Source organism: Mycolicibacterium cosmeticum, assembly GCF_000613185.1.
GTDB classification, from domain to species: Bacteria; Actinomycetota; Actinomycetes; order Mycobacteriales; family Mycobacteriaceae; genus Mycobacterium; species Mycobacterium cosmeticum.
The window spans coordinates 36764-61087 of the sequence record NZ_CCBB010000001.1; the positions used below are offsets into that span (position 1 = coordinate 36764).

Annotated in this window: 28 protein-coding genes; 15 read left to right on the forward strand and 13 right to left on the reverse strand. The window is 69.2% G+C overall.

The window, feature by feature from the left end:
• Window positions 1-16 precede the first annotated feature (16 nt).
• From BN977_RS00205 to BN977_RS00215, 3 genes are read left to right on the forward strand one after another with little or no spacing between them, the layout of a single operon-like run.
• A complete protein-coding gene (locus tag BN977_RS00205; RefSeq protein WP_036395556.1) occupies window positions 17-796 on the forward strand; it encodes a helix-turn-helix domain-containing protein in 780 nt (259 codons plus the stop codon).
• A 48-nt stretch (window positions 797-844) separates the two neighbouring features.
• Window positions 845-1576, forward strand: a complete 732-nt coding sequence (locus BN977_RS00210; protein ID WP_036395557.1) for a FadR/GntR family transcriptional regulator — start codon at window positions 845-847, stop codon at window positions 1574-1576.
• Window positions 1573-2244, forward strand: a complete 672-nt coding sequence (locus BN977_RS00215) for a sterol desaturase family protein (protein WP_036395559.1) — start codon at window positions 1573-1575, stop codon at window positions 2242-2244. Before BN977_RS00210 ends, BN977_RS00215 begins: the two co-directional genes overlap by 4 nt.
• A 7-nt stretch (window positions 2245-2251) precedes the next feature.
• Here the strand turns inward: BN977_RS00215 and BN977_RS00220 are convergent, their stop codons facing one another.
• A complete protein-coding gene (locus tag BN977_RS00220) occupies window positions 2252-2974 on the reverse strand; it encodes a L,D-transpeptidase (RefSeq protein WP_084172521.1) in 723 nt (240 codons plus the stop codon).
• A gap of 136 nt (window positions 2975-3110) precedes the next feature.
• Window positions 3111-4373 (reverse strand): DUF7159 family protein, encoded by a 1263-nt coding sequence (locus BN977_RS00225; RefSeq protein ID WP_036395564.1) that lies wholly within the window; start codon window positions 4371-4373, stop codon window positions 3111-3113.
• Between the two features lie 211 nt (window positions 4374-4584).
• Here BN977_RS00225 and BN977_RS00230 point away from each other — a divergent pair, with 211 nt between their 5' ends.
• Together BN977_RS00230 and BN977_RS32575 are read left to right on the forward strand one after the other, a co-directional pair.
• Window positions 4585-6069 (forward strand): peptide MFS transporter, encoded by a 1485-nt coding sequence (locus BN977_RS00230; protein WP_051560936.1) that lies wholly within the window; start codon window positions 4585-4587, stop codon window positions 6067-6069.
• A 120-nt stretch (window positions 6070-6189) separates the two neighbouring features.
• On the forward strand, window positions 6190-6408 hold the full coding sequence (locus tag BN977_RS32575) for a hypothetical protein (protein WP_131589979.1): 219 nt from the start codon (window positions 6190-6192) through the stop codon (window positions 6406-6408).
• Here the strand turns inward: BN977_RS32575 and BN977_RS00235 are convergent.
• Complete coding sequence (locus BN977_RS00235; RefSeq protein ID WP_036398149.1) at window positions 6379-7365, reverse strand: threonine ammonia-lyase; 987 nt, start codon at window positions 7363-7365, stop codon at window positions 6379-6381. The genes BN977_RS32575 and BN977_RS00235 overlap by 30 nt on opposite strands.
• A 48-nt stretch (window positions 7366-7413) precedes the next feature.
• On the opposite strand from BN977_RS00235, the gene BN977_RS00240 reads away from it, so the two are divergent.
• Both BN977_RS00240 and BN977_RS00245 read left to right on the forward strand, forming a co-directional pair.
• A complete protein-coding gene (locus BN977_RS00240; protein ID WP_036395567.1) occupies window positions 7414-7866 on the forward strand; it encodes an acyl-CoA thioesterase in 453 nt (150 codons plus the stop codon).
• A gap of 4 nt (window positions 7867-7870) precedes the next feature.
• Window positions 7871-8287 (forward strand): DUF6188 family protein, encoded by a 417-nt coding sequence (locus BN977_RS00245; protein WP_036395569.1) that lies wholly within the window; start codon window positions 7871-7873, stop codon window positions 8285-8287.
• A 13-nt stretch (window positions 8288-8300) separates the two neighbouring features.
• Here the strand turns inward: BN977_RS00245 and BN977_RS00250 are convergent, their stop codons facing one another.
• Together BN977_RS00250 and BN977_RS00255 are read right to left on the reverse strand one after the other, a co-directional pair.
• The gene (locus BN977_RS00250; protein ID WP_024451376.1) at window positions 8301-8729 is read right to left on the reverse strand and encodes a hypothetical protein; all 429 of its coding nucleotides are present in this window, start codon (window positions 8727-8729) and stop codon (window positions 8301-8303) included.
• 291 nt (window positions 8730-9020) lie between these two features.
• Window positions 9021-10481, reverse strand: coding sequence for an APC family permease (locus BN977_RS00255; RefSeq protein WP_036395571.1), 1461 nt, complete (start codon window positions 10479-10481; stop codon window positions 9021-9023).
• Between the two features lie 137 nt (window positions 10482-10618).
• Between BN977_RS00255 and BN977_RS00260 the strand changes: the two genes are divergently transcribed.
• Together BN977_RS00260 and BN977_RS31250 are read left to right on the forward strand one after the other, a co-directional pair.
• Window positions 10619-11374 (forward strand): MetQ/NlpA family ABC transporter substrate-binding protein, encoded by a 756-nt coding sequence (locus BN977_RS00260; protein WP_036398151.1) that lies wholly within the window; start codon window positions 10619-10621, stop codon window positions 11372-11374.
• Window positions 11375-11435: 61 nt separating this feature from the next.
• Window positions 11436-12035, forward strand: coding sequence for a winged helix-turn-helix domain-containing protein (locus BN977_RS31250; protein ID WP_084172355.1), 600 nt, complete (start codon window positions 11436-11438; stop codon window positions 12033-12035).
• On the opposite strand, the gene BN977_RS32205 is transcribed toward BN977_RS31250, so the two are convergent.
• The 4 genes from BN977_RS32205 to BN977_RS00280 all read right to left on the reverse strand — a co-directional run bounded on the left by BN977_RS32205 (window position 11945) and on the right by BN977_RS00280 (window position 15188).
• Window positions 11945-12358 (reverse strand): hypothetical protein, encoded by a 414-nt coding sequence (locus BN977_RS32205; protein WP_109790056.1) that lies wholly within the window; start codon window positions 12356-12358, stop codon window positions 11945-11947. The two genes, BN977_RS31250 and BN977_RS32205, sit on opposite strands and share 91 nt — an antisense overlap.
• Before the next feature lie 14 nt (window positions 12359-12372).
• Window positions 12373-13062, reverse strand: coding sequence for a YoaK family protein (locus BN977_RS00270; RefSeq protein ID WP_051560937.1), 690 nt, complete (start codon window positions 13060-13062; stop codon window positions 12373-12375).
• Window positions 13063-13071: 9 nt separating this feature from the next.
• Window positions 13072-14184 carry a glycosyltransferase gene (locus BN977_RS00275; protein WP_036395574.1) on the reverse strand — a complete coding sequence of 371 codons (1113 nt, stop codon included), beginning with the start codon at window positions 14182-14184 and terminating at the stop codon, window positions 13072-13074.
• 80 nt (window positions 14185-14264) lie between these two features.
• A complete protein-coding gene (locus tag BN977_RS00280) occupies window positions 14265-15188 on the reverse strand; it encodes a dienelactone hydrolase family protein (RefSeq protein ID WP_036395576.1) in 924 nt (307 codons plus the stop codon).
• A gap of 67 nt (window positions 15189-15255) precedes the next feature.
• On the opposite strand from BN977_RS00280, the gene BN977_RS00285 reads away from it, so the two are divergent.
• The 5 genes from BN977_RS00285 to BN977_RS00305 all read left to right on the forward strand — a co-directional run bounded on the left by BN977_RS00285 (window position 15256) and on the right by BN977_RS00305 (window position 19860).
• Window positions 15256-16164: an SDR family oxidoreductase gene (locus tag BN977_RS00285; protein ID WP_036398157.1), complete on the forward strand. Its 909-nt coding sequence runs from the start codon at window positions 15256-15258 to the stop codon at window positions 16162-16164.
• Window positions 16165-16242: 78 nt separating this feature from the next.
• On the forward strand, window positions 16243-18051 hold the full coding sequence (locus BN977_RS00290) for an N-acyl-D-amino-acid deacylase family protein (RefSeq protein WP_036398159.1): 1809 nt from the start codon (window positions 16243-16245) through the stop codon (window positions 18049-18051).
• Window positions 18052-18067: 16 nt separating this feature from the next.
• Window positions 18068-18484 carry a nuclear transport factor 2 family protein gene (locus BN977_RS00295; protein WP_234709479.1) on the forward strand — a complete coding sequence of 139 codons (417 nt, stop codon included), beginning with the start codon at window positions 18068-18070 and terminating at the stop codon, window positions 18482-18484.
• 37 nt (window positions 18485-18521) lie between these two features.
• On the forward strand, window positions 18522-19010 hold the full coding sequence (locus BN977_RS00300; RefSeq protein ID WP_036395578.1) for a disulfide bond-forming protein DsbE: 489 nt from the start codon (window positions 18522-18524) through the stop codon (window positions 19008-19010).
• Between the two features lies 1 nt (window position 19011).
• Window positions 19012-19860, forward strand: coding sequence for a cytochrome c biogenesis CcdA family protein (locus BN977_RS00305; protein WP_036395580.1), 849 nt, complete (start codon window positions 19012-19014; stop codon window positions 19858-19860).
• Here the strand turns inward: BN977_RS00305 and BN977_RS00310 are convergent.
• The 4 genes from BN977_RS00310 to bfr all read right to left on the reverse strand — a co-directional run bounded on the left by BN977_RS00310 (window position 19811) and on the right by bfr (window position 23425).
• The gene (locus tag BN977_RS00310; RefSeq protein WP_036395582.1) at window positions 19811-20236 is read right to left on the reverse strand and encodes a hypothetical protein; all 426 of its coding nucleotides are present in this window, start codon (window positions 20234-20236) and stop codon (window positions 19811-19813) included. The genes BN977_RS00305 and BN977_RS00310 overlap by 50 nt on opposite strands.
• Before the next feature lie 18 nt (window positions 20237-20254).
• Entirely contained in the window at window positions 20255-20737 is a 483-nt protein-coding gene (locus BN977_RS00315) for a carboxymuconolactone decarboxylase family protein (RefSeq protein WP_024451362.1), read from the reverse strand.
• Window positions 20738-20787: 50 nt separating this feature from the next.
• Window positions 20788-22830, reverse strand: a complete 2043-nt coding sequence (locus tag BN977_RS00320) for an MDR family MFS transporter (RefSeq protein WP_036395584.1) — start codon at window positions 22828-22830, stop codon at window positions 20788-20790.
• Window positions 22831-22945: 115 nt separating this feature from the next.
• The gene (gene bfr / locus BN977_RS00325; protein WP_024451360.1) at window positions 22946-23425 is read right to left on the reverse strand and encodes a bacterioferritin; all 480 of its coding nucleotides are present in this window, start codon (window positions 23423-23425) and stop codon (window positions 22946-22948) included.
• Between the two features lie 262 nt (window positions 23426-23687).
• On the opposite strand from bfr, the gene BN977_RS00330 reads away from it, so the two are divergent.
• A complete protein-coding gene (locus tag BN977_RS00330) occupies window positions 23688-24323 on the forward strand; it encodes a hypothetical protein (RefSeq protein WP_036395586.1) in 636 nt (211 codons plus the stop codon).
• Window position 24324 lies beyond the last annotated feature (1 nt).

Here is a 24324-nt window from a genome sequence, read left to right on the forward strand (position 1 = left end):
TCCGACACTGGCTGACGTGACGACCGTGGACACCCAGAATTCGACCTTCGGCGCGCTGATGCGCACCTGGCGGCAGCGGCGCCGGCTCAGCCAGCTCGACCTGGCCCTGGAGGCCGAGGTGTCGGCCCGGCATGTGAGTTTCATCGAGACCGGCCGGTCGGCGCCCAGCCGGTCCATGGTGCTCAAACTGGCGGCGGCGCTGGACGTACCGGCGCGGGAACAGAATCAGCTGCTGCTCGCGGCCGGGCTGGCACCGATGTACGGCGAGCGCGCCCTCGACGATCCGGGCATGGCGGCGGTGCGGGCGGGCATCGATCGGGTTCTTGCCGCCTACGATCCCTTCCCCTGCCTCGCGGTGGACCGTGGCTGGAATGTGTTGCAGGTCAACGCCGGAACGGCGGTGTTACTCGACGGCGTGGCCCCTCATCTGATGGAACACCCCAACGCCCTGCGCATCTCGTTGCATCCCGACGGTCTGGCGCCGCGCATCCGCAATCTGGCGCAATGGCGCCACCACGTCATCGGACGGTTGCGCCGGGAGGCGGCCGTGAGCGGATCGCCGGAATCGGCGGCGCTGCTGGCCGAGATCGAGTCCTATCCCGGCGGGCAGTCCGATACCGCCGAACTCGGCGGCGTGGTGGTGCCGCTGGAGATCGACGGCGGTGACGACACGGTGCTGCGGTTCCTGAGCACCGTCACCACCTTCGGCACCGCGCTGGACCTGACGGCCGCCGAGCTGAGCCTGGAAGCGTTTCTGCCGGCCGACGAGGCCACCGCCGAGGCACTCCGGAACTGACTGGTCTTACCACTTGACCTCTAGCCAGTGCCATGTGATGCTCGGGGCATGGCGCTTCAACCCATCAACCGCCGGTCGGTCTCCGAGGATGTGTTCGACCAGATCGTGGCCGACGTCCTCAGCGGTGAGATGCAGCCGGGTGATCCGCTCCCCAGCGAACGTCGGCTGGCCGAGGTGCTTGGCGTGTCCCGGCCGGCCGTGCGGGAGGCGCTCAAACAGCTGACGGCGGCCGGGCTGGTCGAGATCCGCCAGGGTGATGCCACCACCGTGCGCGATTTCCGCAGGCACGCCGGGCTGGACCTGCTGCCCCGACTGCTGATGCGCGACGGCGAGCTCGACCCGGCAGTGGTGCGGTCCATCCTGGAGACCCGGCTGCACAACGGGCCCAAGGTCGCCGAACTCGCGGCGCAGCGGCGCCGGCCGGAGTTGGGCGGCCTGCTCGAGCAGGCCATCACGGCGCTGACCACGGAGTCCGATCCGGTCGCGCAGCAGCGGCACGCGCTGGCGTTCTGGGACCACCTCGTCGACGGCGCGGACTCGATCGCGCTGCGGCTGATGTACAACACGTTGCGCGCCACCTACGAGCCCGCCCTACCGGCACTGGCCACCCTGATGGCCGCCGAGGTCGGCAGGCCGCAGGCCTACCGCGCGGTGGCCGACGCCGTCACCGCCGGCGATCCCGCCGCCGCGGCAGCGGCCGCCCGCGCCCTTCTCGAACCGGCCACCACCGCACTGCTGGAGGCGCTGGCGGCCCTGCAAGCACAGGAGGACCGAGCATGACCGTCTCCCCCACCCGGCGCGGGCTCACGCTCACCGCGGCCGCCCGCGAGTTCATCAGGCATCCCTCGCCATGGCTGATCGGTGCAACCCTGGTGGCCGCGCTGTCAGCGCGAATTCTGCACGGCCACTGGGAAATCGGGGACGCGATCGTTGCGCTGGCGATGCTGGCGGTGTTCCCGTTCCTGGAATGGACCATCCACGTGGTCATCCTGCACTGGCGGCCGCGCCGGATCGCCGGAGTCACCGTCGATCCGCTACTGGCCCGCAAGCACCGCGAGCATCACGTCGAACCACGCGATATCCCATTGGTTTTCATCCCCTGGCAGTCCCTAGTGTGGGTGCTGCCGCTGGCGGTGGCGATCGGCGTGCTGCTGTTCCCTGCCACCGGCGCCGGCCTCGGCCGGGGTCTCACCTTCCTGGCGTGGCTGTCGGTGCTCGGCCTGGGCTACGAATGGTGCCATTACCTGGTGCACACCGACTACAAGCCGAAAACCGCTCTGTACCGGTCGATCTGGCGCAACCACCGGCAGCATCACTTCAAGAACGAGCACTACTGGTTCACGGTCACCAGCAGCGGCACGGCCGACCGGGTACTGGGCACCTATCCCGACCCGGCCACCGTGGCCACCTCACCCACCGCCAAGAACCTGCACGGCGCCGCGGGTTAGGCCGGGGTCAGGCCTGGATGATGATCGGGTCGCCGATGCTGACGTTGTTGTAGTACCACTGGGCGTTGTCCGGGCTGAGGTTGATGCAGCCGTGGCTGACATTCGCGTAGCCCTGCGAGCCCACCGACCACGGCGCGGAATGCACGTACACACCGCCCCAGGTGACGCGCACCGCGTAGTTCACCGTCAGCTTGTAGCCTTCCGGATCGCTGAGCGGGATGCCGATGGTCCGAGAATCCATGATGACCGGGTTCTGCTTCTCCAGTGCGGTGAACGAACCGATCGGGGTCGGGTGCTTGGGCTTACCCATCGACGCCGGCATCTCACGGACCACCTGGCCGTCGATGCTGACCGTGAACGTGTGCGCGTCGATATCGGCGACACCGACCACCTGGGAGCCGGTCTCGAACGTCGTCTTGAATCCGCCCACCGACAACGCGATGGTCGAATGCGCGGGCCAGTAACCGCTGGGCGTGAACCGCACCGTCGAATCATCAAGCCAGACAAAGGTTCCCCCGGGCGCCTTGGCGTCGGCAACACGATGACCGGACACCGAGAACTCGAAGTCGTGTTCGGCCGCCGCCCGGTCGGAGACCGGACCGGCGAAACCGACCGTCACGGGATAGGCCACCCCGACGACTTCGCCGGCTTTGGGCGACACGGACACCACCGCGGTGGGTGTGCCGGTCAGCGCGGCGCCGGCGACGCCGGCCGACGTCGTGGCCAGCATGGCGATCCCAGCGATGACAAGCACATACCGAAATGCTCTGCGCAAGCTTTCAATCCTCTCTGGGACACCCAGACGGCGGTGGTGAACTACATGGTAGTTCGTCCGCGGCGCGATGATTGTTAGCCAGAGCCGCGGGTCAGCCCTGCGGCGCGGGCAGCACCGGGGTCGGATAGTCGTCGTCCGCGCCCGGGTGCAACCGGTCGCGGATCCGGTCCAGCAGCGATTTCTTGACCGGCGGGGCGACCGGCGGCAGGGCCTGCGGCACGATCGCCGGCGGCGGAACGGCGGCCGCGACGCCCCCGTCGAAGCTCAGCGGCGGCGGCGTGGTGTCGACCGGGGCCGCCGGGAGCTCGGGAGACGCCTCGGCGGGCGGTGCCGTGTCGGCGATGTCCGTGGGTGCCGCGGCGGGCGGCTCGGTGGCCGCCTCGACCGGTGCCTGCGGCACGTCGACGGCCGGGACGGCCTCGGGTGCCGGTGGCGCGGCCGGCGGCGGTGCGATCACCGGCGCCGCCTCGGGGACGGCCACCTCGGGGAGCGCCGCCGATGCGGCAACCGGGCGGGGTGCCGCGACCGCCTGTTCCGGCGAGAGCGCCACCGCAACGGCCGCCGATGCGGAGACCACGAAGGTGACCACCCCGGCGGCCAGCACGCCGGTCAGCGCCCCGGCCGGCGACACCCGGCGGGCGGCGGCATGGCGTCCGGCCCCGGCCGACATCAACGCGGTCTCGTCGAACGGCATGTCGAGGCTGTGTGTGGAGGCCAGCGCCGCGCCGCGGGCCAGCGCCAGGGGTGCCTCGTCGGGGGCGAACACCGGCACCGACAGCGCGTCCTCCAGCCGGGGCAGCACCGCGCCGAAATCGCCGGCCGAACCCACCACGACCAACGCCTCCGGCTGCCAGTCGGCCCTGGTGAAGACTGTGCTCAGCCAGCCGATCAGGCTCTCGTCGCTGTCGATGCCGTGGTTGATCGCGGTCTGCACACCGCCGTAGCCGCGATGCACGATCAGGGCGATCACGGTATCGGGTTCGATCACGCAGACGGCCGTGGCGCGATAGCCGATCACGTCGGCCATCCCGCGGGCCAGCGCCTCGGTCGCCTCCGGCAGCCGGATCGGCACGACATTGCCGAACCCGGACGCGCTCAGCGAGTCCATCAGCATCGCCGCCTCGGCGCCGGCATCCTCGCTCCAGGTCACGCCGATCGATTTGAGCCGGCGGGCCGCCGAGATCGCCTCGACCGCCGCGGTGACCTGCTGGGCGGCTGCCCTGACATCCGTGCCGTCGTCCACCGGCAGCGCAAAGGCGTCACCGGCGGAATCACCGTCGGCCTCGTCGGCACCGCCCACCACCACCAGGCCGAGCGACGTGGGTGTCATCGACAATCCGAGCACCGCGTCCACATGTACCCCTTCGGACCACGCCGGCCACAGTGGAAGCGCGACCGCGTCGAGGCGATACCGTCACCGCCTCGTTATCGGCCTGAGACTACCGGGGCGGGTCCCCTTCGGCCCAGTCCGCCGGTGCCCTCGGCCCGAACCGCACCGAAAACCACGGCCAACACACCGCGGGAACGGCGATGCCGCCCCCGGCTGTCGTGGCAGGGTAACCGGCATGAGCGAGTTACGGGGGCCGCAGGAGTCACACCTGCCGCAGGAGTCGCAGGGGGATGCGACGCGAACCATCTTCGGGCATCCGATCGGCCTGACGAACCTTTTCGGCGTCGAGTTGTGGGAGCGCTTCTCCTTCTACGGGATGCTCACCATCCTCGGTTATTACCTCTACTATTCGGCGACCGACGGCGGCCTGGAGTTGTCGAAGGCCACCGCCACCGGCATCGTCGGCGCATACGGCGGTCTGGTCTATCTGTCGACGGTGCTGGGCGGCTGGATCGCCGACCGGCTGCTCGGCATGGAGCGCACCGTCTTCTACGGCGGTGTCGTGGTGATGCTGGGGCATATCGCGCTGGCGGTGCTGCCCGGCCTGTCGGGTGTCGGCGCGGGCCTGGTGCTGGTCGCGCTGGGCTCCGGGGCGCTCAAGGCGAACGCCTCTTCGCTGCTGGGCACGCTGTACGCCAAGGGCGACGCCCGCGCCGACGGCGGGTTCACGTTGTTCTACCTCGGTATCAACCTCGGCGCCTTCATCGGGCCACTCATCACCGGTCTGCTGCAGACCCGGGTCGGCTTCCATTACGGGTTCGGTGCCGCCGCGATCGGCATGGCGCTGGGGCTCGCGCAGTACGTGGCCTTCCGCCGTAATCTCGGGGACCACGGCCGACATGTCCCGAATCCGTTGCCCCGCACTGCGATCGGCAAGACGGCCGGGGTCTTTGTGGCCGTCGTCGTGGTCATCGCGGTGGCCGTCGCGCTGAAGCTGGTGACGCTGAGCAACCTGTCACAGGTCACCACCGGTGTCATCGTCGTGGCGTCGATCGCGTATTTCGCCGTCATGCTGGGCAGCGCCAAGGTGACCGATCCCGAGAAGGTGCGGGTCCGGTCGTTCATCCCGCTGTTCATCGCCAACGCGGTGTTCTGGTCGCTGTTCCAGCAGATCTTCACGGTGCTCGCGGTGTACTCCGACGAGCGGATGAACTGGTCGATCTTCGGCTGGACGGCCCCGTCGAACTGGATCGGCTCGATCGAGCCGGTGTGGATCATCGTGCTGTCACCACTGTTCGCGGTGCTGTGGACCAGATTGGGCAACCGAGCTCCCACCACCCCACGCAAGTTCAGCTACGGCGTCATCGGCATGGGTCTGGCGTTCCTCTGCTTCGTACCGCTGGCCCGTGTCGAAGCGGTGCCGGCGTTGCTCATCGCGGTCATCCTCGCGGTGTTCGCGGTGTCGGAACTGCTGCTCTCGCCGATCGGGCTGTCGGTCACCACCAAGCTCGCCCCGGAAGCGTTCCGCGCCCAGATGATGGCGCTGTACTTCTTCTCGGTGGGCCTGGGCACGTCGATGTCGGGCGTACTGGCCAAGTATTACGAACCGTCCCGGGAGGTGGCCTACTTCGGCATCCTGGGCGCGGTCGCGGTGCTCGTCGGCATCGTGGTGTTCGTGGTGTCGCCGTGGATCAGCCGGCAGATGGAGGGGGTGCACTGACCGGGCCCCGACGGTTATGGGCGCTCCACCCGATCTGTGCGAAGTCGTGACCTCGCGCCGCCCGGAATCGGCTGCGCGGTGCGGGAGAATCGAGGTCAGGACCCCGGCGAAGGAGTGCCCATGAGCGCCCCGATACTCGATGACCTGACCGCCGATTGCGCGGCGCACGGACTGGCCTCGGTCTACAGCCGCGGGATCGGGCACTCCACCGCCAGCTGTACCTGTGGCTGGCACGGCCCCCGTCGCCGATTGAGAGCCGTTGCGGCACAAGACGCCTGGACGCACTGCATCCAGCAGCGCTGCGAGGTGTCAGTGCCCCTGGTGTTCCGCGCCGGCTGACGGGCCGGCCAGGATCTCGCGCAACAACTCCGGTTCCACGTTCCCGCCGGAGAGGATCATCACGGTGGGGCCGGGCGGTAACGCGTGCCGCCGATACGCGGCCAATGCCACGGCGCCGCTGGGCTCGCTGACCAGATGCGCCTTGAAAGCCAATTCGCGCACCGCAGCCCGGATCTCGTCCTCGGAGACGGTGAGGACGTCGGTCAGCACCCGCTGCAGATGCGCGAACGTCAACGCCGACGGTTCGGACCGCAGCCCGTCGGCGATGGTGCGGTTGCGCTCGGCGACCGGCATGGGCACCCGATGCCCGGCGCGCAGCCCGGCGGCGGTGTCGGCGGCCAGTTCGGGCTCGACACCGAAGATCTGAGCCTGCGGGCACAACGCCTTGACGGCCGTGCCGATGCCGGACGCCAGCCCTCCCCCGCTGACCGGGATCAGCACATTGGCCACCTCGGGCATGTCCTCGGCGATCTCCAGGCCGGCCGTGCCCTGCCCGGCGATGACATCGGGATGGTCGAACGGCGGGACCAGTGTGGCACCGGTCTGCTCGACGAGCTCGGCGGCCACCGCCTCGCGCTGTCCGGCGCCGCACAACACCACCCGGGCTCCGTGCGCGCGGGTCTTGCGCACCTTGATGTCCGGCGTCTCCTGCGGCATCACGATATGCGCGTCGATACCGAAAGTGGCTGCGGCATAGGCGACGGCCTGCGCGTGGTTGCCGCTGGAGTAGGCCACCACGCCGCGGGACCGGACCGCCGGGTCGATGCGGCCCACGGCGTTGAGCGCACCGCGGACCTTGAACGCGCCGATCACCTGCAGGCTCTCCGGTTTGATCCACAGTGGCCGAGCGGGATCCGACCACTCGGCGGGGATCAGCGGGGTGCGTACGACGGCGCCGCGCAGCCGGTGCGCCGCCGCGCGGATGTCGTCGAGCGTCACGAGGGAAGCGGTGGTCATCGGCGCCCACGCTTTCATGGCGGCGCCCCGTCGGGCAAGGTGACTTCGGTGAGCGCACCGACCGACCAACCGTTCTCGTTCCCGATCGTGCCGCGCTACGCCGAGATCGACCAGCAGGGAGTGGTGTTCAACGGCCACTACCTGACCTGGTTCGACGAGGCGTGCACCGCGTTCCTGGACCGGTTGACGGTGGATTATGCGGGACTGATCGATCTGGGCTTCGATTTCAAGGTCGTGCACAGCGAGATCGACTATCTGGCGTCAGTGCGGTGGCGCGACGCCGTCCGCGTCGCGGTGGTCTGCGAGCAGATCGGGACCACCAGTTTCACCGTGGCGTTCACCGTGCTGCGCACCGGAGCAGGCGACGGCGAGCAGATTGCCGTGCGGGGCCGCAACACCTACGTCGTGGTGTCCACCGCCGACTGGGCCAAACGTGCGATCCCGGACCCGTTCCGCGCCGCGCTCGCCTCTTGTGTGCGGCCTGCCGGGCGCTCACAGTGAAGAGATGACCGAACAATGGATCAGGGGGCACGTCCTGCAGCGGATCATGTTCCGCGACGGTCTGGTGCTCAACCTGGATGATTACAACGAGCTCGTCATCTCCGCCCCATTGGAGCTGACGGTGCCGCCGATCGCCGGCGCAACCGGCGAGGTGTTCACGATCGATCCGCTGGCCGTGCGCCGAGAACAGAAGCCGCTGTTCGACTTTGCCGGGGCCACCTGCACGCACGCCGACTGGGATGCCGACGGCAGCCTGCATCTGCGCTTCTCCGGCGGTCAGGCTATCGACGTGCCCAGCGACGATCAGCACACGTCATGGGAGCTGTACGGCAAGTACCACGGCTATGCCGCATGCCTGCCGCACGGCCATGTCCGCGTCGTCCGTCACGACCTGCCGGAACCGGAGGCGGCCGGGGCCTGAAGGTCAGGCCCGCTCAGTTGACGCCGACGCCGAAGATGGGAATCCACAGCCCGAACAGCCAGATGCCCCACTGCCGGAACCCGTCGTCCCACACCGGGTTCGCGTTGTAGCCCCAATAGTTGATCGACGGTGGCAGCGGGCCGCCGGTCCACTGGAACGGGGGCGGCGGGCCCCAGCCCCACGGCGGCGGACCCTGGCGGTCATCCCACCAGTCGTGGCGGTTGTTGGCCCACCACACGCCCTTGTCCCAGTGCTTGTCGAACCCGGGTCCACCCGGGCCGCCGGGGCCCGGGCACCACGGCCGGCAGTCGTTGCCCCGCCCGTGCCCGTTCCCGTGGCCGTTCCCCGGGTCCGCTGACGCCACCGCGCCGCCGAGGGTTGCGCCACCGAATCCCAGACTGCTGACGATCATGGCGCTCGCCACGATCTTGGCCGGCTTCATCGTGTTCTCCCCACCATGTTGCGTGCGTTCTCTTCAGGAAGAACGCGGCGACAGGCAGTACGAAGGCGGACGAGGTCGTCGATACCTCAGAACTGCCGGTCGGCCGCCATTCCTACCTGAAGTATCGACCGTCGCACCGGCCGCGTTACGGCCGGGTCACGACGAGGCCAGATACCGAGACCGATCCCAGTCGCTGACCTGCTGTGAATAGGCCAGCCACTCGCTGTGCGCGATCGCGGCGAAGTCGGCGCGGCAGTTCGCGCGCCGCGGGCGTGTCCACGGTGGCGACGGTCACGACGGCCGGGCCCCCCTCGCGTCTCCGACGCGGTGCCTCGACGACGCGTCTCCGACGCGGTAACCGATCACCGCGCCCACGATGAACGACACCACCAGCAGCCCGACGATGCCCCAGCCCAGGGCGTTCGAGGTGGCCAGCCCCTCCAGATTGGTCAGGATCAGCACCAGGGTGAACCCCAGTCCGACCAGGCCGAGCGCCGGTGCGATACGCACCCGCCACTGCGAGTAGCCACGACGGTCCCTGGCGAAGAACACCAGCACCGCCACGCTGGTCGCGATCAGCAGCACCACGAAACCGACCGTGGTGGCCGCCGCGAACCACGTGTAGAACTGCGCGACGGGATCGAGTCGGAACAGCACGGCGGCCGCGATGCTGATCGCCACCACGCCCGAGATCCACAGCGACGCCTTGTGCGGCGACCCGTGAGCGGCGTGCGCGACACCAAGGGACTCCGGCACCACGCGGTGCTGGGACAGCGCGAACACGTAGCGCGACGCCACGTTGTGGAACGCCAGGATGCAGGCGAACAAGCTGGTGAAGTACAGCACCGTGATGATGTCGTTGCCCGCGGTGCGGATGTAGTTCTGCGCGATGTCAGACAGGAACGTGCCACCGGACTCCGTCGCCTTGGCGACGGCCCGGTCATCCCCCCAGGCCGAGATCAGCGCCCAACTGGTGACCGCGTAGAACGCTCCGATGAGGATCAGCGCGGCGTAGGTGGCGCGCGGGATGGTGCGTTCGGGGTCCTTGGCCTCGTCGCGGAAGATGGCCGTGGCCTCGAAACCGATGTAGCTCAGCATGGCGAACAGCAGTCCGATGCCCAGGGACCCGGAGAACACCGTGGCGGGGGTGACGACGCCGGTGGACAACCCGTGCTCGCCTCCGCCGCGCACCACGATGACCAGATCCAGGATCAGAATCACCGCGATCTCGGCGGTGAGCAGGATGCCCAGCACCCGGCTGGACAACTCGATGTTGCGATAACCCAGGAACGTCGTCACCGCGAAGGCGATGGCCGCGATCACCCACCAGGGCAGCGCGGGCCCGCCGAACAGGGTGACGACGCCGACCCCGGCGGGCCCGAGCAGGCCGTACACCCCCGCCTCCAGCGCGACGTAGCTGACGAGCGCGACGAAGCCGAATCCGATACCCACCGAGAAACCAAGGGAGTGGCGGACATACGAGAAGAAGGCGCCCGCCTCCTCGACGAACGGGGTCAGGGCGGTGAAGCCGACCGCGAACAGCAGCAGGATGACCGTGGAGACGATGAAGGTCGCCGGGAAGCCCGCGCCGTTGCCGTTGGCGATGCCCAGCGGGAAGACACCGCCGACGACACCGAGTGGCGCGGCCGCGGCCACCACCATGAACACGATGGCGGCCACCCCGAGGTTGCCGCGCAGTTTCCGCTCGCCGGGCGCGGTGAGATCGTCGGGTACCGCAGTGATTTCGGACATGCGCGAGACCGTAAGGGTCCGCGGGCACCGCGGCCACGGCTGCGGTCAGCGTGCGTCAAAGGCCGTAACAATCCGACACAAACGCCCGCCCGGGTGCCGCGTTGCCGATCCGGGCGGCGGCAGTAGTGTTGCCCGACATGTCGACCAGTTCGGTGCGGGCGTTCGCCACCAGGGGTCTGCGGCCGCTGCGGGTGGGTGCCACCCCGGTGCCACACGCCGAGATCCTGGAGAACGTGCGCGGCCCGCTCGCCGGACACGGCATCGACCTGCAGATCACCGTGTTCGACTCGTTCGACGAACCCAACGACTGGCTCGCGGCCGGACGGTTGCACGCCAACTACTTTCAATACCTGCCGTTCCTGTCGGAGTTCAACCGGCGCACCGGCAACGCGCTGGAACCGGTGGTGCCGGTGCACATCGAACCGTTCGGCTTGTATTCGACACGATTCGACCGGCTCGCCGAGGTGAGCGAGTATGCCGAGGTCGCGCTGCCCGCCGATCCGGTGAACGCCGACCGGTCGCTGCGGATGCTGGACGGGCTGGGGCTGATCGAGTGCGCCGCCGAGCCGGGAACGCTGGCCCGCGTCGGTGACGTGCGCGCCAACCCGCGGCGGCTGGTGTTCAAGGAGCTGACCAGCTGGATGCTGCCCTCGGCACGCGACGATTTCGACGTGGTGTTCCTGTTCGGCAATCAGGCGATGGAGGCCGATGTCGACACCACGACGGCGCTGCACTGCGACCGGGCCAATCCCGCCTATGCCGAATACCTGGTGGCGGCCGCCGGCGGTGCCGACCATCCGGACATCCGGCTGCTGGCCGCGGCCCTGAACGGCCCGGCCACCCGGGAATTCATCGCCACCGCCTACGCCGGACAGGTGGTCGCGGCGTTCTGAGTTGCGAACAGGGTGAGGCAAACCCTGGCAGGATCGCCTCCGCAACGGTCACATTGGCGGGATGTACCAGGCCGCCTCCCCACCGCCGGCCGAGCGCACCGGCACGGTCCGGGTGCTGCTGACCTTCGAGGTACCCGCCGGATTCGTCGAACTACCTTCGCGGACGGCGCAATTGGCGGAAGAGTACGGCCAGATCATCGCGCGATCGGTGCCGGGGGTGCGGGTGCGCCCCGTCGAGATCGACACGGCCCGGCCCGCGCGCCCGCGCCCCGCCCCGCCGGCCCCCGGCCTGGTCATCGGGCGCAACGACGCCTGGGTGGACGGCACCGCGCTGCGCCTGACCCGCCGCGAATTCGACCTGCTGCGACACCTTGCCGAGCGGCACGGGCGGCCGGTGTCGCGGACCCAGCTCATGGCACAGGTGTGGCGGGACCCGGCGGTGTCGCCGCGCACGGTGGACACCCACGTGCGGCGGCTGCGCGCGAAACTGGGCGGCTACGCGCACGCGTTGCGGACCGTCCGGGGATCCGGATACCGGTGGGACCCGGCGGATCTGCCCGAACCGGGCCGTCACAACGTGACGGTGACCGGTCCCACCGAGTGGCACACCGACACGGTCGGGCTGCCGGCCACGGCGCATCCCCGTCCGCTGGCGACGTAGGTCGCGCCCGGCCGGTACGGCGCGAAGAACACCTGCGCGGCGGTCGGGCCCTCCTTCGACACGCACAGCGGGGCGGCGCCGGCGCCCTGTATCTCCAGACAGGCCACCTGCAGCATCGAATTGGACCGGTTGCACGCCGCGGTGGTCACGGTGGTGGTCACCATCGGAGTTCCCGACACCTGGGTCACCACCGGCGCCGACAGCGTATAGGCGCAGCCCGGTTGGTCGGGTGCGGCGATGGCCGCACCGGCGAACAACGAGCCCGCGCCGGCCAGGCCGGCGCCCACTAGCACCGGCAACAGCACGGCGACGCGACGTCTCATAGTCGGATGGTAGTTCACGGCCCCGCGCCGGGATCGACGATGAACAGCACCAGCGTGACGGCCAGGATCCCGGCGGCCACCCAGATGGCGTGCACATCCCAGGCCCGGCTGAGCACCGCCCCCAGCACCGCACCGGCGGCGAACGCGCCGATGAGGGTGGCGTACACACCCCATGCGCGCAGCGCGCCGGGCTTGCGGTCCACCACACCGTCGTAGCCCGCCTCGACGAAGCGCATCAGGTTGCCGGTGGTGGCCACCGGCAGATACGCCAGATCACCGATGTTGCGGAACAACCCGATCTGCACCGCCGCGAGGAACGAGATGGGCACCGTCACATAACTGTGCGGGACCGAGGACGGCACGAAACCGATGACCGCCAGCGCGATCACCTGGATGCCCATGGTCCAGCGCAGCGGGTGGCGCAGGTGGCGTTCGACCCGGCCGGATTTGATGTGCGAGGCCAGCGAGACACCGGCGATGAACGCCAGGATCGGCCACACGTGGGCCAGGGCCGCGGCGACCTCGCGCTCTGAGATGTCCAGCGCGAAGAAGATGACGTTGCCGGTCTGCACATTGGCGAAGACGTGGCCGCGGGTGTAGTAGGTGTGCGCGTCCAGGAATCCGTTGGTGATCGTGAGCAGCAACGCGAACCACAGGGTGCGGGTGCGCGCGGTGTCATCGACCCCGCCGGCCGCTACGGACATGCCGTCAAACTACCCGGCGGCCGCTCCCAGCGCGTCGAGCATGCCCGCCGCCGAACGCGGCCAGGTGAACTGTTCGGCGCGACGCCGGGCGCTGCGCCGGCGCAGCGACTCGGGCCGGCCGATGACGCCGGTGACCGCGTCGGCGATGGCATGCGGATCGTTGTCGGCCGTGGCACCGCTGTCCTCGGTGAGGATCTCGGCCAATGCCGAGGTGCGCGAGACCACCGCCGGCGTCCCACATGCCAACGCCTCCAGTGCGGCCAGGCCGAACGTCTCGTGCGGCCCGGGCGCCAACGCGACATCGGCCGATGCCAGGATGGCCGCCACCGTGTCGCGGCAGCCGATGTACCCGGTGAAGTCGACCGGCAGCCCGGCGGCCTGGCGTTCCAGCCGGGCTCGCATGGGGCCCTCCCCGACCACCACCAAGCGGGCGTCCAACCCCGAATCGCGCAGGGCGGCAACGGTGTCGATGCTGCGGTGGGCGTGCTTCTCCACGGACAGCCGGCCGCAGTGCACCAACAAGGTCTGCTCCGGCGCCGCCCACCGGCCCCGCACCTCAGCGCTGCGCCGGCTCGGATGGAACTGCTCGAGGTCGACGCCGAGCGGGACGGTCTGCACGTTGCGGGCACCGATCCGGTCGAACTCCGCCCGCGCGAACGCGGTGGTACACACCACCGCGTCGTAGTTCGACGCCGTGCGCCGATTGGCGAAATCGGCCACCCCACGCGCCATCCGCCACGGAAGAACCTGTCCGACAAGGCGATCCAGCCGCTCGTGCGAGATCATCACCGTCGCCGCCCCGTGCCTGCGGCCCCACTGCCCGAGTGAACGCAGGGTGAGCCGGTCGGACACCTCCAGCGCGTCGGGCTCCAGGCGTTCCAACAGCGCGGTCACCGGGCCGGGCAGCACCGCACGGTATCCGCCGGTGCCCGGGATGAGGGCGGCGGGCAACTCCAGCCGCACCACCCCCGACGGCAACAACTGGCGGTTCCGATGCGGGCCGGGGACCACCAGGAACACCTCGTGACCGGCCGCGCAGTACTCCGCGCCGAGCCGGTCCACCGCGGTCCGCAGGCCACCCGACCGTGGACCGTAGAAGTTCGCGACCTGGACAACGCGCATGCCACCATCAGATCGGCACCCCGTGTGCTGACGAACACCAACGGTCGACGCGTCCCTGAACGGACCGTGAACTCACACGGTCAGGACAGGTACTTGCCGAACCAGTCCTGCACCCGCTGCCACGCGTCGGCGGCCGCCGCCGCGTGGTAGCGCTCACCGGTGTCGTTGAAGAACGCGTGATTGGCATCGGGTTCGGTGACCAGCTCGTGCACCAACCCCGCCTTCTCCAGCGCCGCCTTGGCCACCGGCTCGGTGGCGTTCACCCGATCGTCGAGCGCCCCGTAGAAGCCAAGCACCGCAACACCTTTCGATCCAGCGAAGTCGGCATTCTCGGGTGCCGGACCGTAGAACGGCACCGCAGCGGCCAGCCGCGGTTCGCCGGCGGCCAGCAACTGCCACACCAGGCCGCCGCCCATGCAGAAGCCCACCGCCGCCAATTTCTGCCCCGGTGCCAGCCGGCCCAGTTCGTCGACACCCGATTTCAGGTTGGCCACCAGGTCGGCGGCCGGGATCTTGGCCAGTGCCGCGGTGGCCGCGGCCGGGTCGGTGAAGCTGCCGGTCCCGCCTTGCGGCGAGAGCAGGTCGATCGCCAGCGCCGAATACCCGCTGCCGGCGAACCGGCCGGCGACCGAGCGGACCCAGTCGTTGAGCCCCTTGTTCTCGTGCACGATCAGCACGGCACCCAACGGGGCGACCGCCTGACTGTAAGCCGCTTCGAGTTCCCCCTGCGGCCCCGCCCAGTTCACCGGCGCGGTGGGCAGGGTGTGCTCGGAGCCCGGCGGCGGGGCGACCACCGGGGCCGTACCCGAGGGCGCGGCCGTGGTGCCGGTGCCCGCGCCCGGCGCGGCGGCCTTCTTGTCGCTGCACGCGGCGATGAGCGCACTGGCCGCGCCGGCACCGATCCCCAGCAACGCCAGCCGGCGCAGCGCCTCGCGGCGGGACAGCAACCCGTCGACGTGGTCGGTGGCGATCTCTTCGGCGATATAGCGCTGCATGGGAGTCACGTTCGCGAGTATGCCCTGGATCGATGAAAGCTCCCTGCCGTATTTCTGGACGCGCGATACTCAGACGATGACCGCTGGGTCGTTGCGTGGCCGGATTGCGGTCGTCGCGGGTGCGACCCGTGGCGCCGGCCGCGGCATCGCGGCCGGGCTCGGCGAGGCGGGGGCCACCGTGATCTGCACCGGCCGCAGCAGCGTGGCCGGCAACGGCGGTTCCGACTATGACCGGCCCGAGACCATCGAGGAGACCGCCGACCTGGTGACCAGCCTGGGCGGCACGGGGGTGGCCATTCGGGTGGACCATCTCGACCCGGCCCAGGTGCAACGGCTGGCACGCCGCATCGACGACGAGTTCGGGACCATCGACATCCTGGTCAACGACATCTGGGGCGCCGAGGTGCTCAAGGGGCCGCCGTCGACGTGGGGCCGGCCGATGTGGGATCACGACCTGGACGACGGCTTGCGCATCCTGCGGTTGGGCATCGACACCCATCTGATCACCTCGCACTGCCTGCTTCCGCTGCTGGTGCGACGCCCCGGCGGGATCGTCGTCGAAATCACGGACGGCACAACCGAATACAACGCAGCCAATTATCGGCTCTCGGTGTTCTACGACTTGGCCAAGGTGGCCGTGAACCGGCTCGCCTTCAGCCAGGGCCACGAGCTGAAAACCGTGGGCGCCACCGCGGTGGCCGTCACCCCGGGGTGGCTGCGTTCGGAGATGATGCTCGACGCCTACGGCGTCTGCGAGGCCGACTGGCACCGCGCGCTGGACATCGACCGCGACGACGGCTATCCGTGCGCCCCGCCGGGTTTCGCCCAGTCCGAGTCACCCCGCTATGTGGGGCGCGGGGTGGCGGCGATCGCCGCGGACCCGGACCGGCAGCGCTGGAATCAGCGATCGGTCACCTCGGCCGCATTGGCCGCCGAATACGGCTTCACCGATATCGACGGGCGCCGGCCCGACGGCTGGGTGTAGACAACTTCCGAAATCTGTTCACAATTTTCGTTGACACCCGTCCGGCCGCGCTGTTCTGATGACGGGGTGAGCGCGAACGTGACCCACAGCACTTTTGACACCGTCATCCGCCGCGGCCGCTGGTTCGACGGCACCGGCGCCCCCTCGGCGGTGCGCGATCTGGGCATCCGCGCGGGTCACGTCGTCGCCGTCAGCACCGGCGAGCTGGACACCACCGGATGCCCGCAGGTGATCGACGCCGCCGGGAAATGGGTGCTGCCCGGCATGCTGGACATCCACACCCACTACGACGTCGAGATCCTCGGCGGCCCCGCACTCGCCGAGTCACTGCGCCATGGCGTGACGACCGTGCTGCTCGGCTCGTGCTCGCTGTCGACGGTGCACGTCGGCGGCGAGGACGCCGGTGACCTGTTCGGCCGGGTCGAGGCCATCCCGCGCGAACACGTCATCGCCGCGGTCGACCGCCACAAGAGCTGGGACAGCGCCGACGGCTACGTCGACGCGCTGGAGAAATTGCCGCTGGGCCCGAACGTGGCGGCCTTCATCGGCCACTCCGACATCCGCACGGCGGTCATGGGTCTGGACCGGGCCACCCGCGGCTCGCAGCGTCCGACCCGCGGCGAACAGGCCGAGATGGAGCGCATGCTGGCGGCGGCGCTGGAGGCCGGCTTTGTCGGGTTGTCCTCGCAGCAATTGCTTTTCGACAAGATCGACGGCGAGGTGTGCCGGTCGCGCACACTGCCGTCCACCTATGCCAAACCGCGTGAACTGCGCAGGCTCAAGGCCCAGCTGCGCCGCACCGGGCGGGTGCTGCAGTCCGGTCCGGACATCGCCAACCCGCTGAACCTGCTGTCGCAGCTGGCGCAGTCACTCGGCGTGTTCCGCAACCCACTCAAGACCAGCCTGCTCTCGGCCGCCGACGTGAAGTCCAATCCCCACGCGGTCAAGATCCTGGGCCCACTGGCCCGGCTGGTGAACGCGCTCGGCGGCAACTTCCGCTGGCAGCACCTGCCGGTGCCGTTCGAGGTGTACGCCGACGGCATCGACCTGGTGGTGTTCGAGGAATTCGGTACCGGCGCCGCGGCCCTGCACCTGCGCGACGAGGTGGAACGCAACGAGCTGTTGCGAGACCCGCAGTACCGCAAGCAGTTCCGCAAGGACTACGAGAACAAGTTCGGGGTGCGGGTGTGGCAGCGGGACTTCTTCGACGCCGATATCGTCGACTGCCCGGACCCCTCGGTGATCGGCCGGTCGTTCGGTCAGGTGGCGCTGCACCGCGGAATACATCCCGTCGACGCGTTCCTGGACCTGGTGTGCGAGCACGGCCGGGCACTGCGCTGGCGTACCACCATCTCCAATCACCGCCCCGCCGTACTGAAAAAGCTGGCCCGCGAACCCGGAATCCAGATGGGCTTCTCCGACGCCGGTGCACACCTGCGCAACATGGCCTTCTACAACATGGGCCTGCGGTTGCTGCGGCACGTGTACGACGCCGAGAAGGCCGGCCGGCCGTTCATGTCGGTCGAGCACGCCGTGCACCGGCTCACCGGTGAACTGGCCGACTGGTACCGCCTGGACGCCGGCCACCTGCGGATCGGGGACCGCGCCGACGTGGTGATCGTCGACCCGGCCCGGCTCGACGCCACGTTGGAGACCTACGCCGAAGAGCCCGTCGACCAGTACGGCGGCTTGTCACGGATGGTCAACCGCAACGACGACGCCGTGTGCGCCGTGCTGGTCGGCGGCCGGCTGGTGTTCGCCGCGGGCTCCCCCACCGACCTGGTCGGCCGACGGCGCACCGGCCGCTTCCTGCGCGCGGCGCACCGGGCGCCCGCGCTGCCCATCGACCGCGACGAAGCAAGAGGTGAACTGTCCAGTGTCAGCTGAAGATACGGTACGGCGGATGTGGAAGGCGCTGTCGGACCGGAACTGGGAGGCGGTCAAGGCCGAACTGGCCGACGACTGCATCTACGCCGATATGCCGGTCGGGCCGGCGGCGTCCGCGCGCGGGCCCGAGGACATCGTCAAACGGCTCAAGATCGGGCTGGAACCGCTGGCCTCCTACGTGAACCACGACGGAACGCTGGTCGCCGACGGGGACACCGTCATGTACGAGCATTCCGAGACATGGGAGTGGCGCTCCGGGGAGACGGCCGTGCTGCGCTTCGTCAGCGTGCACGAGGTCCGCGACGACCGGATCACGTTGTGGAAGGACTACTGGGACATGGGGGCGTTGGTGAACTTCGCGCCGTCGACGTGGATGGACGACCTGGCCCGCTCCGACATGTCCTGGATCTACGACGCCACCGGGCAGATCTGAGACTGAACCGGACGGCAGTCGGGTACGTGCACGGGTTATGAACACTCGAATCCGCCGCCTCTGCGTCGTCGCCGTGACGGCCTTGGTCCTGCTCGGCCTCACCGCCCCCACGGCCCTGGCCGACGACCGCCTGCAATTCACCGGCACCACCCTCTCGGGCGCCCCGTTCAACGGCGCCACTCTGCAGGGCCGGCCCGCCGTGCTGTGGTTCTGGACGCCGTGGTGTCCGTTCTGCAACCAGGAAGCGCCCAGCGTCAGCCATGTCGCCGCGGCCAACCCCGGTGTCACGTTCGTCGGCGTGGCCGCCCGTTCGGACGTGGCCGCCATGCAGGGCTTCGTGTCCAGATACAACCTGGGTTTCACCAACCTCAACGACGCCGACGGCTCCATCTGGGCACGGTTCAACGTCCCGTGGCAGCCGGCCTATCTGTTCGTGAAGCGCGACGGCACCTCGTCGTTCGTGAACAACCCCACCTCCGCGATGTCCGAACAGGAATTGTCCGACCGCGTGGCTGCCCTGGCCTGAGGTGGCCACCGAGCTGGTCGGATTGGCGTTCAGTGCCGGACTGGTCGCCGCGCTGAATCCGTGTGGGTTCGCCATGCTGCCGGCGTATCTGGCGCTGGTGGTGCAGCGGGACGGCCGGCCCGCCCGCGCACTGGGCCGGGCCCTGGCGGCCACAGCCGCGATGACGGTCGGCGTCATGGCGGTGTTCGCCGGGTTCGGCACGCTGGCGGTCTCGGTGGCCTCCACCATTCAGCGCTATCTGCCGTACGTGACGGTGGGCATCGGCGTGCTGCTGGTGGTGCTCGGCGGGTGGCTGCTGGCCGGACGGCGGGTGGGGGTACCGCTGTCGGCCGGCGCGCGCTGGGCGCCCACCGCCCGGCTGGGCTCGATGTTGGGGTACGGCGCCGGTTTCGCGTTGGCGTCGCTGTCCTGCACGGTGGGGCCTTTTCTCGCGGTGACGGCCGGGGCGGCCCGGGCGGGCACGCTGCGCGACGCCGTCGGGGTGTACCTGGCCTACGCCGCGGGCTTCGCGCTGATCGTCGGGACGCTGGCGGTCTCGGTGGCCGTCGCGAGCTCCGCGCTGCTCGACCGGTTGCGCCGAATCCTGCCCTACGTCAACAGGATCGGCGGGCTGCTGCTGGTTCTGGTCGGCGCGTACGTGACCTATTACGGCGTCTACGAGATCCGGTTGTTCAGCGGCGACGCGGGGGTGGTCGACCCGGTGATCACCGCCGCCGGCCACCTGCAGGCGGCCCTTGCCGGGTGGGTGCACCAGCACGGCGCGCTGCCCTGGCTGGTGGCGCTGATCGCCCTCTGTGGGCTCACCGCGACAGCAGTGCGACACCGGCGACGATCAGGGCGCCGACCTTGACCACCTCGAGCCCGACGTAGGCGTAATGGGCGCGCGATCGCGGGGCGTCCGAGCCGGCCAGCACCGCGTCGGAGCGGCGGGTGAGCCCGGGGCGCACCGCCAGCAACTGCACGACCAGTGCGCCGACCGCCGTGGTGGCCGCGGCAATCGCCAGCGTCGGGAACCGCGCCCACACAACGGAAGTGAGCAGGACGATCGCCAGCACCGCTTCGACGCCGTTCAGCGCGCGGAACACCAGCCGTCCGATGCCCAGACCGATCGGCAGCGTGACACCGGGTGCGCGGAATTTCAGCGGCGCCTCGATGAACGAGATGGCCAGCACCATGCCGAGCCAGACGAAATTCGCGGCAACCGCGGTCGCGGCGGCAGCACCCATGACATTGCCCAGGGGATGTCAGAGGGTGATCTTGCAGCTCTGGCCGATGTCCAGGGTGCGCAGCATCCGCCCCATGCCCAGCCACATGGCACAGGACAACGCGAGGTCGGTCAGGAGTTCGTCGTCGAACTCGGCCGAGCACCGCGCCCAGAATTCTTCGTCGTCGCGCAGCCCGGTGTGGTCGCGGGCGAATCGCTCGGCGAATTCCGCTGCCACCCGCTCCTGCGCGCTGTAGCCGGGCCAGGTCCGCCACTCGTGGGCATGGTCGTAGAGGTCTTCGTCGACGCCGGCGGCGATCCCGTCCGAATCCCGGGTGTTCTGGCACACCACGCATTCGTTGTCCAGGGCGATCACCATCCGGGCCAACTCCCGGACCCGCATCGGCAGCCGGTTCTTGGTGTAGACCGCATTGGTGAAACCGGCCATGGCGACCCCGATATCGGGTGACTTGAGCACCCAGGCGGCGGCGTCATCGTCGGGGAAATCTCCGATTCGGCTCATGCTGCGAAGAGTACGCCCGATGGCCGCGAATTGGAACGCGTTCTAGTTTTTCACCGGGCGGCCGCCAGGGCCGGCCGGTCGTCGATCCATTCGCGCTGCACCAGCATGCGGTGTGCGATGCGCTCCAGCGCGGCTTCGACCTGCAGCCGGTCCGGGCGGCCCTGATAGTCGGCCGACACCGCCAGCTTGTCGACGATCCGGCCGACCAGTGCGGCGGTCACCGCGTTGACCTGGGCGGCGCCCGGCTGGGTCAGCCAGAGCCGATCCCCGGTGCGCAGTGCGTAGCCGGTGTCGACCAGCCGGTCGAAGACCGGCTCCAGCACCTCGGGCGGCACCCGCCGGCGTTCGGCGATCTCCGGCAGGGTTGCCGAGCCGAAAGACTGGCTGTGCCGGTAGATCTGGACCAGCGCCCACAACCGGGCGACGTCGAGGTCGCAGCCCTGGCTGCCGGCCAGGTTGCGCAGCCGGATCTCCGGTGAATCCCGGAACATCCGGGCCACCGCCCGTTCCAGGATGTCGTCCGGGGATTCCGTGCCGGGCATCCCGAAGCCGTCACCGAGGTCACCCGCCGAGACCGCCTCGATCTCGCGCAGCGGGATCTCCTTGAGGAACAGGGCCACCACGAACCCGACCACCGCGACGGGCGCCGCGCAGAGGAAGACCAGACCGAGCGCGTCGGCGTACGCGTCGACGATCGGCGCGGCCACCTCGGCGGGCAACTCGTGCAAGGCTTTCGGTGACTGCGCCGCGGTCGCGGGCAGCCCGCCGGCCGCCAGAGCCTGGGCGAGCCGGCCGGACAGGAAATTGGTGAACAGCGAGCCGAAGATGGCCGCCCCGAACGAGCTGCCGATGGTCCGGAAGAAGGTCACCCCCGAGGTGGCGACGCCGAGATCGTCGAACCGTGCCGTGTTCTGCACCACCAGCACCAGCACCTGCATGCACAGGCCGATACCGGTGCCGAGCAGGAACAGGTAGGCCGATTGCAGCCAGACCGACGTCGCGGCGTCCATCCGGGACAGCAGGACGAAGGCGACCGCCATGACGGCCGTGCCGGCGACCGGGAACATCTTGTACCGGCCGGTGCGGCCGACCAGCGCACCGCTGCCGATCGAGGTGAGCAGCATGCCCGCCACCATCGGCAGCGTGCGCAGACCCGAGGTCGTTGCCGATACGCCGTCGACGAACTGCATGAAGGTGGGCAGGAAGGTCATCGCGCCCAGCATCGCGAAGCCCACGATGAAGGCCAGCACGCAGCACACCGCGAAGACCGGGCTGGCGAACAACCTGATCGGCAGGATCGGTTCGGCCGCACGGATTTCCGCCCAAACGAAGGCGGCCAGGATGACCGCCGCCCCGGCGAACAGCCCGATGATGACCGGCGACGACCACGCATACTCGGCGCCGCCCCAGCTGGTGGCCAGGGTCAGGCCGGCCGCCCCGAGGCCCACCAGGACGATGCCCAGATAGTCGATCACCGGCTTGGTGCGGCCGGCCAGCGCCGGGATGGCCACGGCGGCCACCGCGAACACGACGACGGCCACCGGCACGTTGATCCAGAACGCCCAGCGCCAGGACAGATGGTCGGTGAAGAAGCCACCCAACAGCGGTCCGATCACGGTCGTCACGCCGAACACGGCCCCGAGCGCTCCCTGGTATCGCCCTCGATCGCGCAGCGGGATCACCTCGCCGATGACGGCGGTCGCGGTGACCATGATGGCGCCACCGCCGATGCCCTGCAGCGCCCGCGCCGCGACCAACATCGTCATCGATTGCGCGAGCCCGCAGAGCACCGATCCGGCCAGGAAGAACACGATCGAGACCTGGAAGACGGTTTTGCGGCCGAACAGGTCGCCGAGCTTGCCGACGATGGCCGTGGCGATGGTGGAGGCGAGCAGATAGCTTGTCACCACCCAGGATTGGTGGCCGGCGCCGCCCAGGTCGGCCACCACGGTGGGCAGCGCGGTGGCGACGATGGTCTGGTCGAGGGCCGCCAGCAGCATGCCCAGCAGCACGGCGACGAAGACGATGTTGCGTCGTTGCGATCCGATTGCCCCGGCGGCGTCGGTGTCCGGCCGTGCGGGTGCCTCGGTCATGGCGTCCTCCCCTGTTCACCCCGACCGCGCGATTATTAGCTTGGCTACCAATATACGCGACCGCCGACCGCCGACGGATGTGGTCGGCGGCCGGCGGGCGGCGTGTCGAGACGGGCTACTTGGGCGGACGCGAAACGCACTGCGCGGAGTACAGCGCCTCGCCGAGCTTGTCCATCAGCTCCAGCTGCGTCTCCAGGTAGTCGATGTGCTTCTCCTCGTCACCGAGGATCTGCTCGAACAGGTTCGCCGACACGGCATCCTGCTTCTCGCGGCACATGATGATGCCGGGCTTGAGCCGGGCCACCACCTCGTATTCGATCGCCAGGTCGGCCTCGAACTGCTCGCGCAGCGTCTGGCCGACCCGCAAGGAGAACAGCCGCTGATAGTTCGGCAGCCCGTCGAGCAGCAGGATGCGGTCGGTGATCCATTCCGCGTGATGCATTTCCTCGATGGATTCCTCGCGCGTGTGTTGCGCCAATTCGGTGAATCCCCAATTGTCTTGCATCTTCGAATGCAGGAAATATTGGTTGATCGCCGTGAGTTCACTGGTCAACTGCTCGTTGAGCAGCTTCAGAACTTCCGGATCGCCTTGCATTTCGCTCCTAAGCACCTTGAGGGCTGGTCAAGTGTTGCTCTTGCCGTGCACGTCTGAATCTAGTCCAGGCCGGACCCGGCGGCGAGCGCTTCGGCGGCGATTCGGCTCCGCGCGGTGGCGCGTCCACACACTCCATAGGTGATGCTAACCCCAGTCAGCGGGGCTGAGATGGACTGCCTGCCCTAACTAAGGTTACACTTCCCTTACCTTGAGAGGCGGTGCCGCCGGCGCCGCGGTCCGGCGGCGACGGAGGTGATGGCCAGTGGGCGAATACCATTTACATTCGCTCATCCTGGCCGCCGATTATCGCGTCGACAATCCGGAATCGATGTGGAATGCGCTGAAAGCCCGCCAGGACTCCCTGGCGAATATCGATGCCCATCACGTCGTGCTTTACACGTCGATCTGGGAACCGGGGCGAATTCTGGTGACGATCGGCATTTCACATCCGAATTCCGTGCGTGAAGTGCTGCGGTCGCCGGCCATCTTCGACCTTTTCGATATTTCCGGTGTCGAGGACATCCCGGCGATCTTCGCCGGCGAGGTCGTGGAGAAGATCGATCTCTACGACAGCGCCCCCGGCCCCGCCGAGAACGCCGTCGCCGGGGTGATCGTCGGCGTGGTCGCCACCGTCGACAGCGTCGACGACCTGATGGTGAAGGTGCACGGGGCGCTGGACCGGTTCCGGCAGTCCGGCGTCCGCAAGATCTGGGTCTACCACGCGTTCGACGACGGACACGAGGTGCTGATCCTGCAGGAGATCGAGAACGAGGCCCGCGCCCGGCGCTGGATCGACCACCCCGACGCCGCGGCCGAGTGGATGGCGCAGGCCGGGTTCGGCGCCTACCCGTCCCTGTTCGTCGGCAAGTTCGCCCACCTGATGACGGTGGGGGGCTGAG

Excerpts from the sequence above, each read along its gene's own strand:
- BN977_RS00210 (WP_036395557.1), top strand. The coding sequence starts at position 845 with ATGGCGCTTCAACCCATCAACCGCCGGTCGGTCTCCGAGGATGTGTTC.
- BN977_RS00215 (WP_036395559.1), top strand. The coding sequence starts at position 1,573 with ATGACCGTCTCCCCCACCCGGCGCGGGCTCACGCTCACCGCGGCCGCC.
- BN977_RS00220 (WP_084172521.1), bottom strand. The coding sequence starts at position 2,974 with ATGCTGGCCACGACGTCGGCCGGCGTCGCCGGCGCCGCGCTGACCGGC.
- BN977_RS00230 (WP_051560936.1), top strand. The coding sequence starts at position 4,585 with ATGAGCGAGTTACGGGGGCCGCAGGAGTCACACCTGCCGCAGGAGTCG.
- BN977_RS32575 (WP_131589979.1), top strand. The coding sequence starts at position 6,190 with ATGAGCGCCCCGATACTCGATGACCTGACCGCCGATTGCGCGGCGCAC.
- BN977_RS00235 (WP_036398149.1), bottom strand. The coding sequence starts at position 7,365 with ATGACCACCGCTTCCCTCGTGACGCTCGACGACATCCGCGCGGCGGCG.
- BN977_RS00245 (WP_036395569.1), top strand. The coding sequence starts at position 7,871 with ATGACCGAACAATGGATCAGGGGGCACGTCCTGCAGCGGATCATGTTC.
- BN977_RS00250 (WP_024451376.1), bottom strand. The coding sequence starts at position 8,729 with ATGAAGCCGGCCAAGATCGTGGCGAGCGCCATGATCGTCAGCAGTCTG.
- BN977_RS00255 (WP_036395571.1), bottom strand. The coding sequence starts at position 10,481 with ATGTCCGAAATCACTGCGGTACCCGACGATCTCACCGCGCCCGGCGAG.
- BN977_RS00260 (WP_036398151.1), top strand. The coding sequence starts at position 10,619 with ATGTCGACCAGTTCGGTGCGGGCGTTCGCCACCAGGGGTCTGCGGCCG.
- BN977_RS31250 (WP_084172355.1), top strand. The coding sequence starts at position 11,436 with ATGTACCAGGCCGCCTCCCCACCGCCGGCCGAGCGCACCGGCACGGTC.
- BN977_RS32205 (WP_109790056.1), bottom strand. The coding sequence starts at position 12,358 with ATGAGACGTCGCGTCGCCGTGCTGTTGCCGGTGCTAGTGGGCGCCGGC.
- BN977_RS00270 (WP_051560937.1), bottom strand. The coding sequence starts at position 13,062 with ATGTCCGTAGCGGCCGGCGGGGTCGATGACACCGCGCGCACCCGCACC.
- BN977_RS00275 (WP_036395574.1), bottom strand. The coding sequence starts at position 14,184 with ATGCGCGTTGTCCAGGTCGCGAACTTCTACGGTCCACGGTCGGGTGGC.
- BN977_RS00285 (WP_036398157.1), top strand. The coding sequence starts at position 15,256 with ATGACCGCTGGGTCGTTGCGTGGCCGGATTGCGGTCGTCGCGGGTGCG.
- BN977_RS00295 (WP_234709479.1), top strand. The coding sequence starts at position 18,068 with ATGTGGAAGGCGCTGTCGGACCGGAACTGGGAGGCGGTCAAGGCCGAA.
- BN977_RS00300 (WP_036395578.1), top strand. The coding sequence starts at position 18,522 with ATGAACACTCGAATCCGCCGCCTCTGCGTCGTCGCCGTGACGGCCTTG.
- BN977_RS00310 (WP_036395582.1), bottom strand. The coding sequence starts at position 20,236 with ATGGGTGCTGCCGCCGCGACCGCGGTTGCCGCGAATTTCGTCTGGCTC.
- BN977_RS00315 (WP_024451362.1), bottom strand. The coding sequence starts at position 20,737 with ATGAGCCGAATCGGAGATTTCCCCGACGATGACGCCGCCGCCTGGGTG.
- BN977_RS00320 (WP_036395584.1), bottom strand. The coding sequence starts at position 22,830 with ATGACCGAGGCACCCGCACGGCCGGACACCGACGCCGCCGGGGCAATC.
- bfr (WP_024451360.1), bottom strand. The coding sequence starts at position 23,425 with ATGCAAGGCGATCCGGAAGTTCTGAAGCTGCTCAACGAGCAGTTGACC.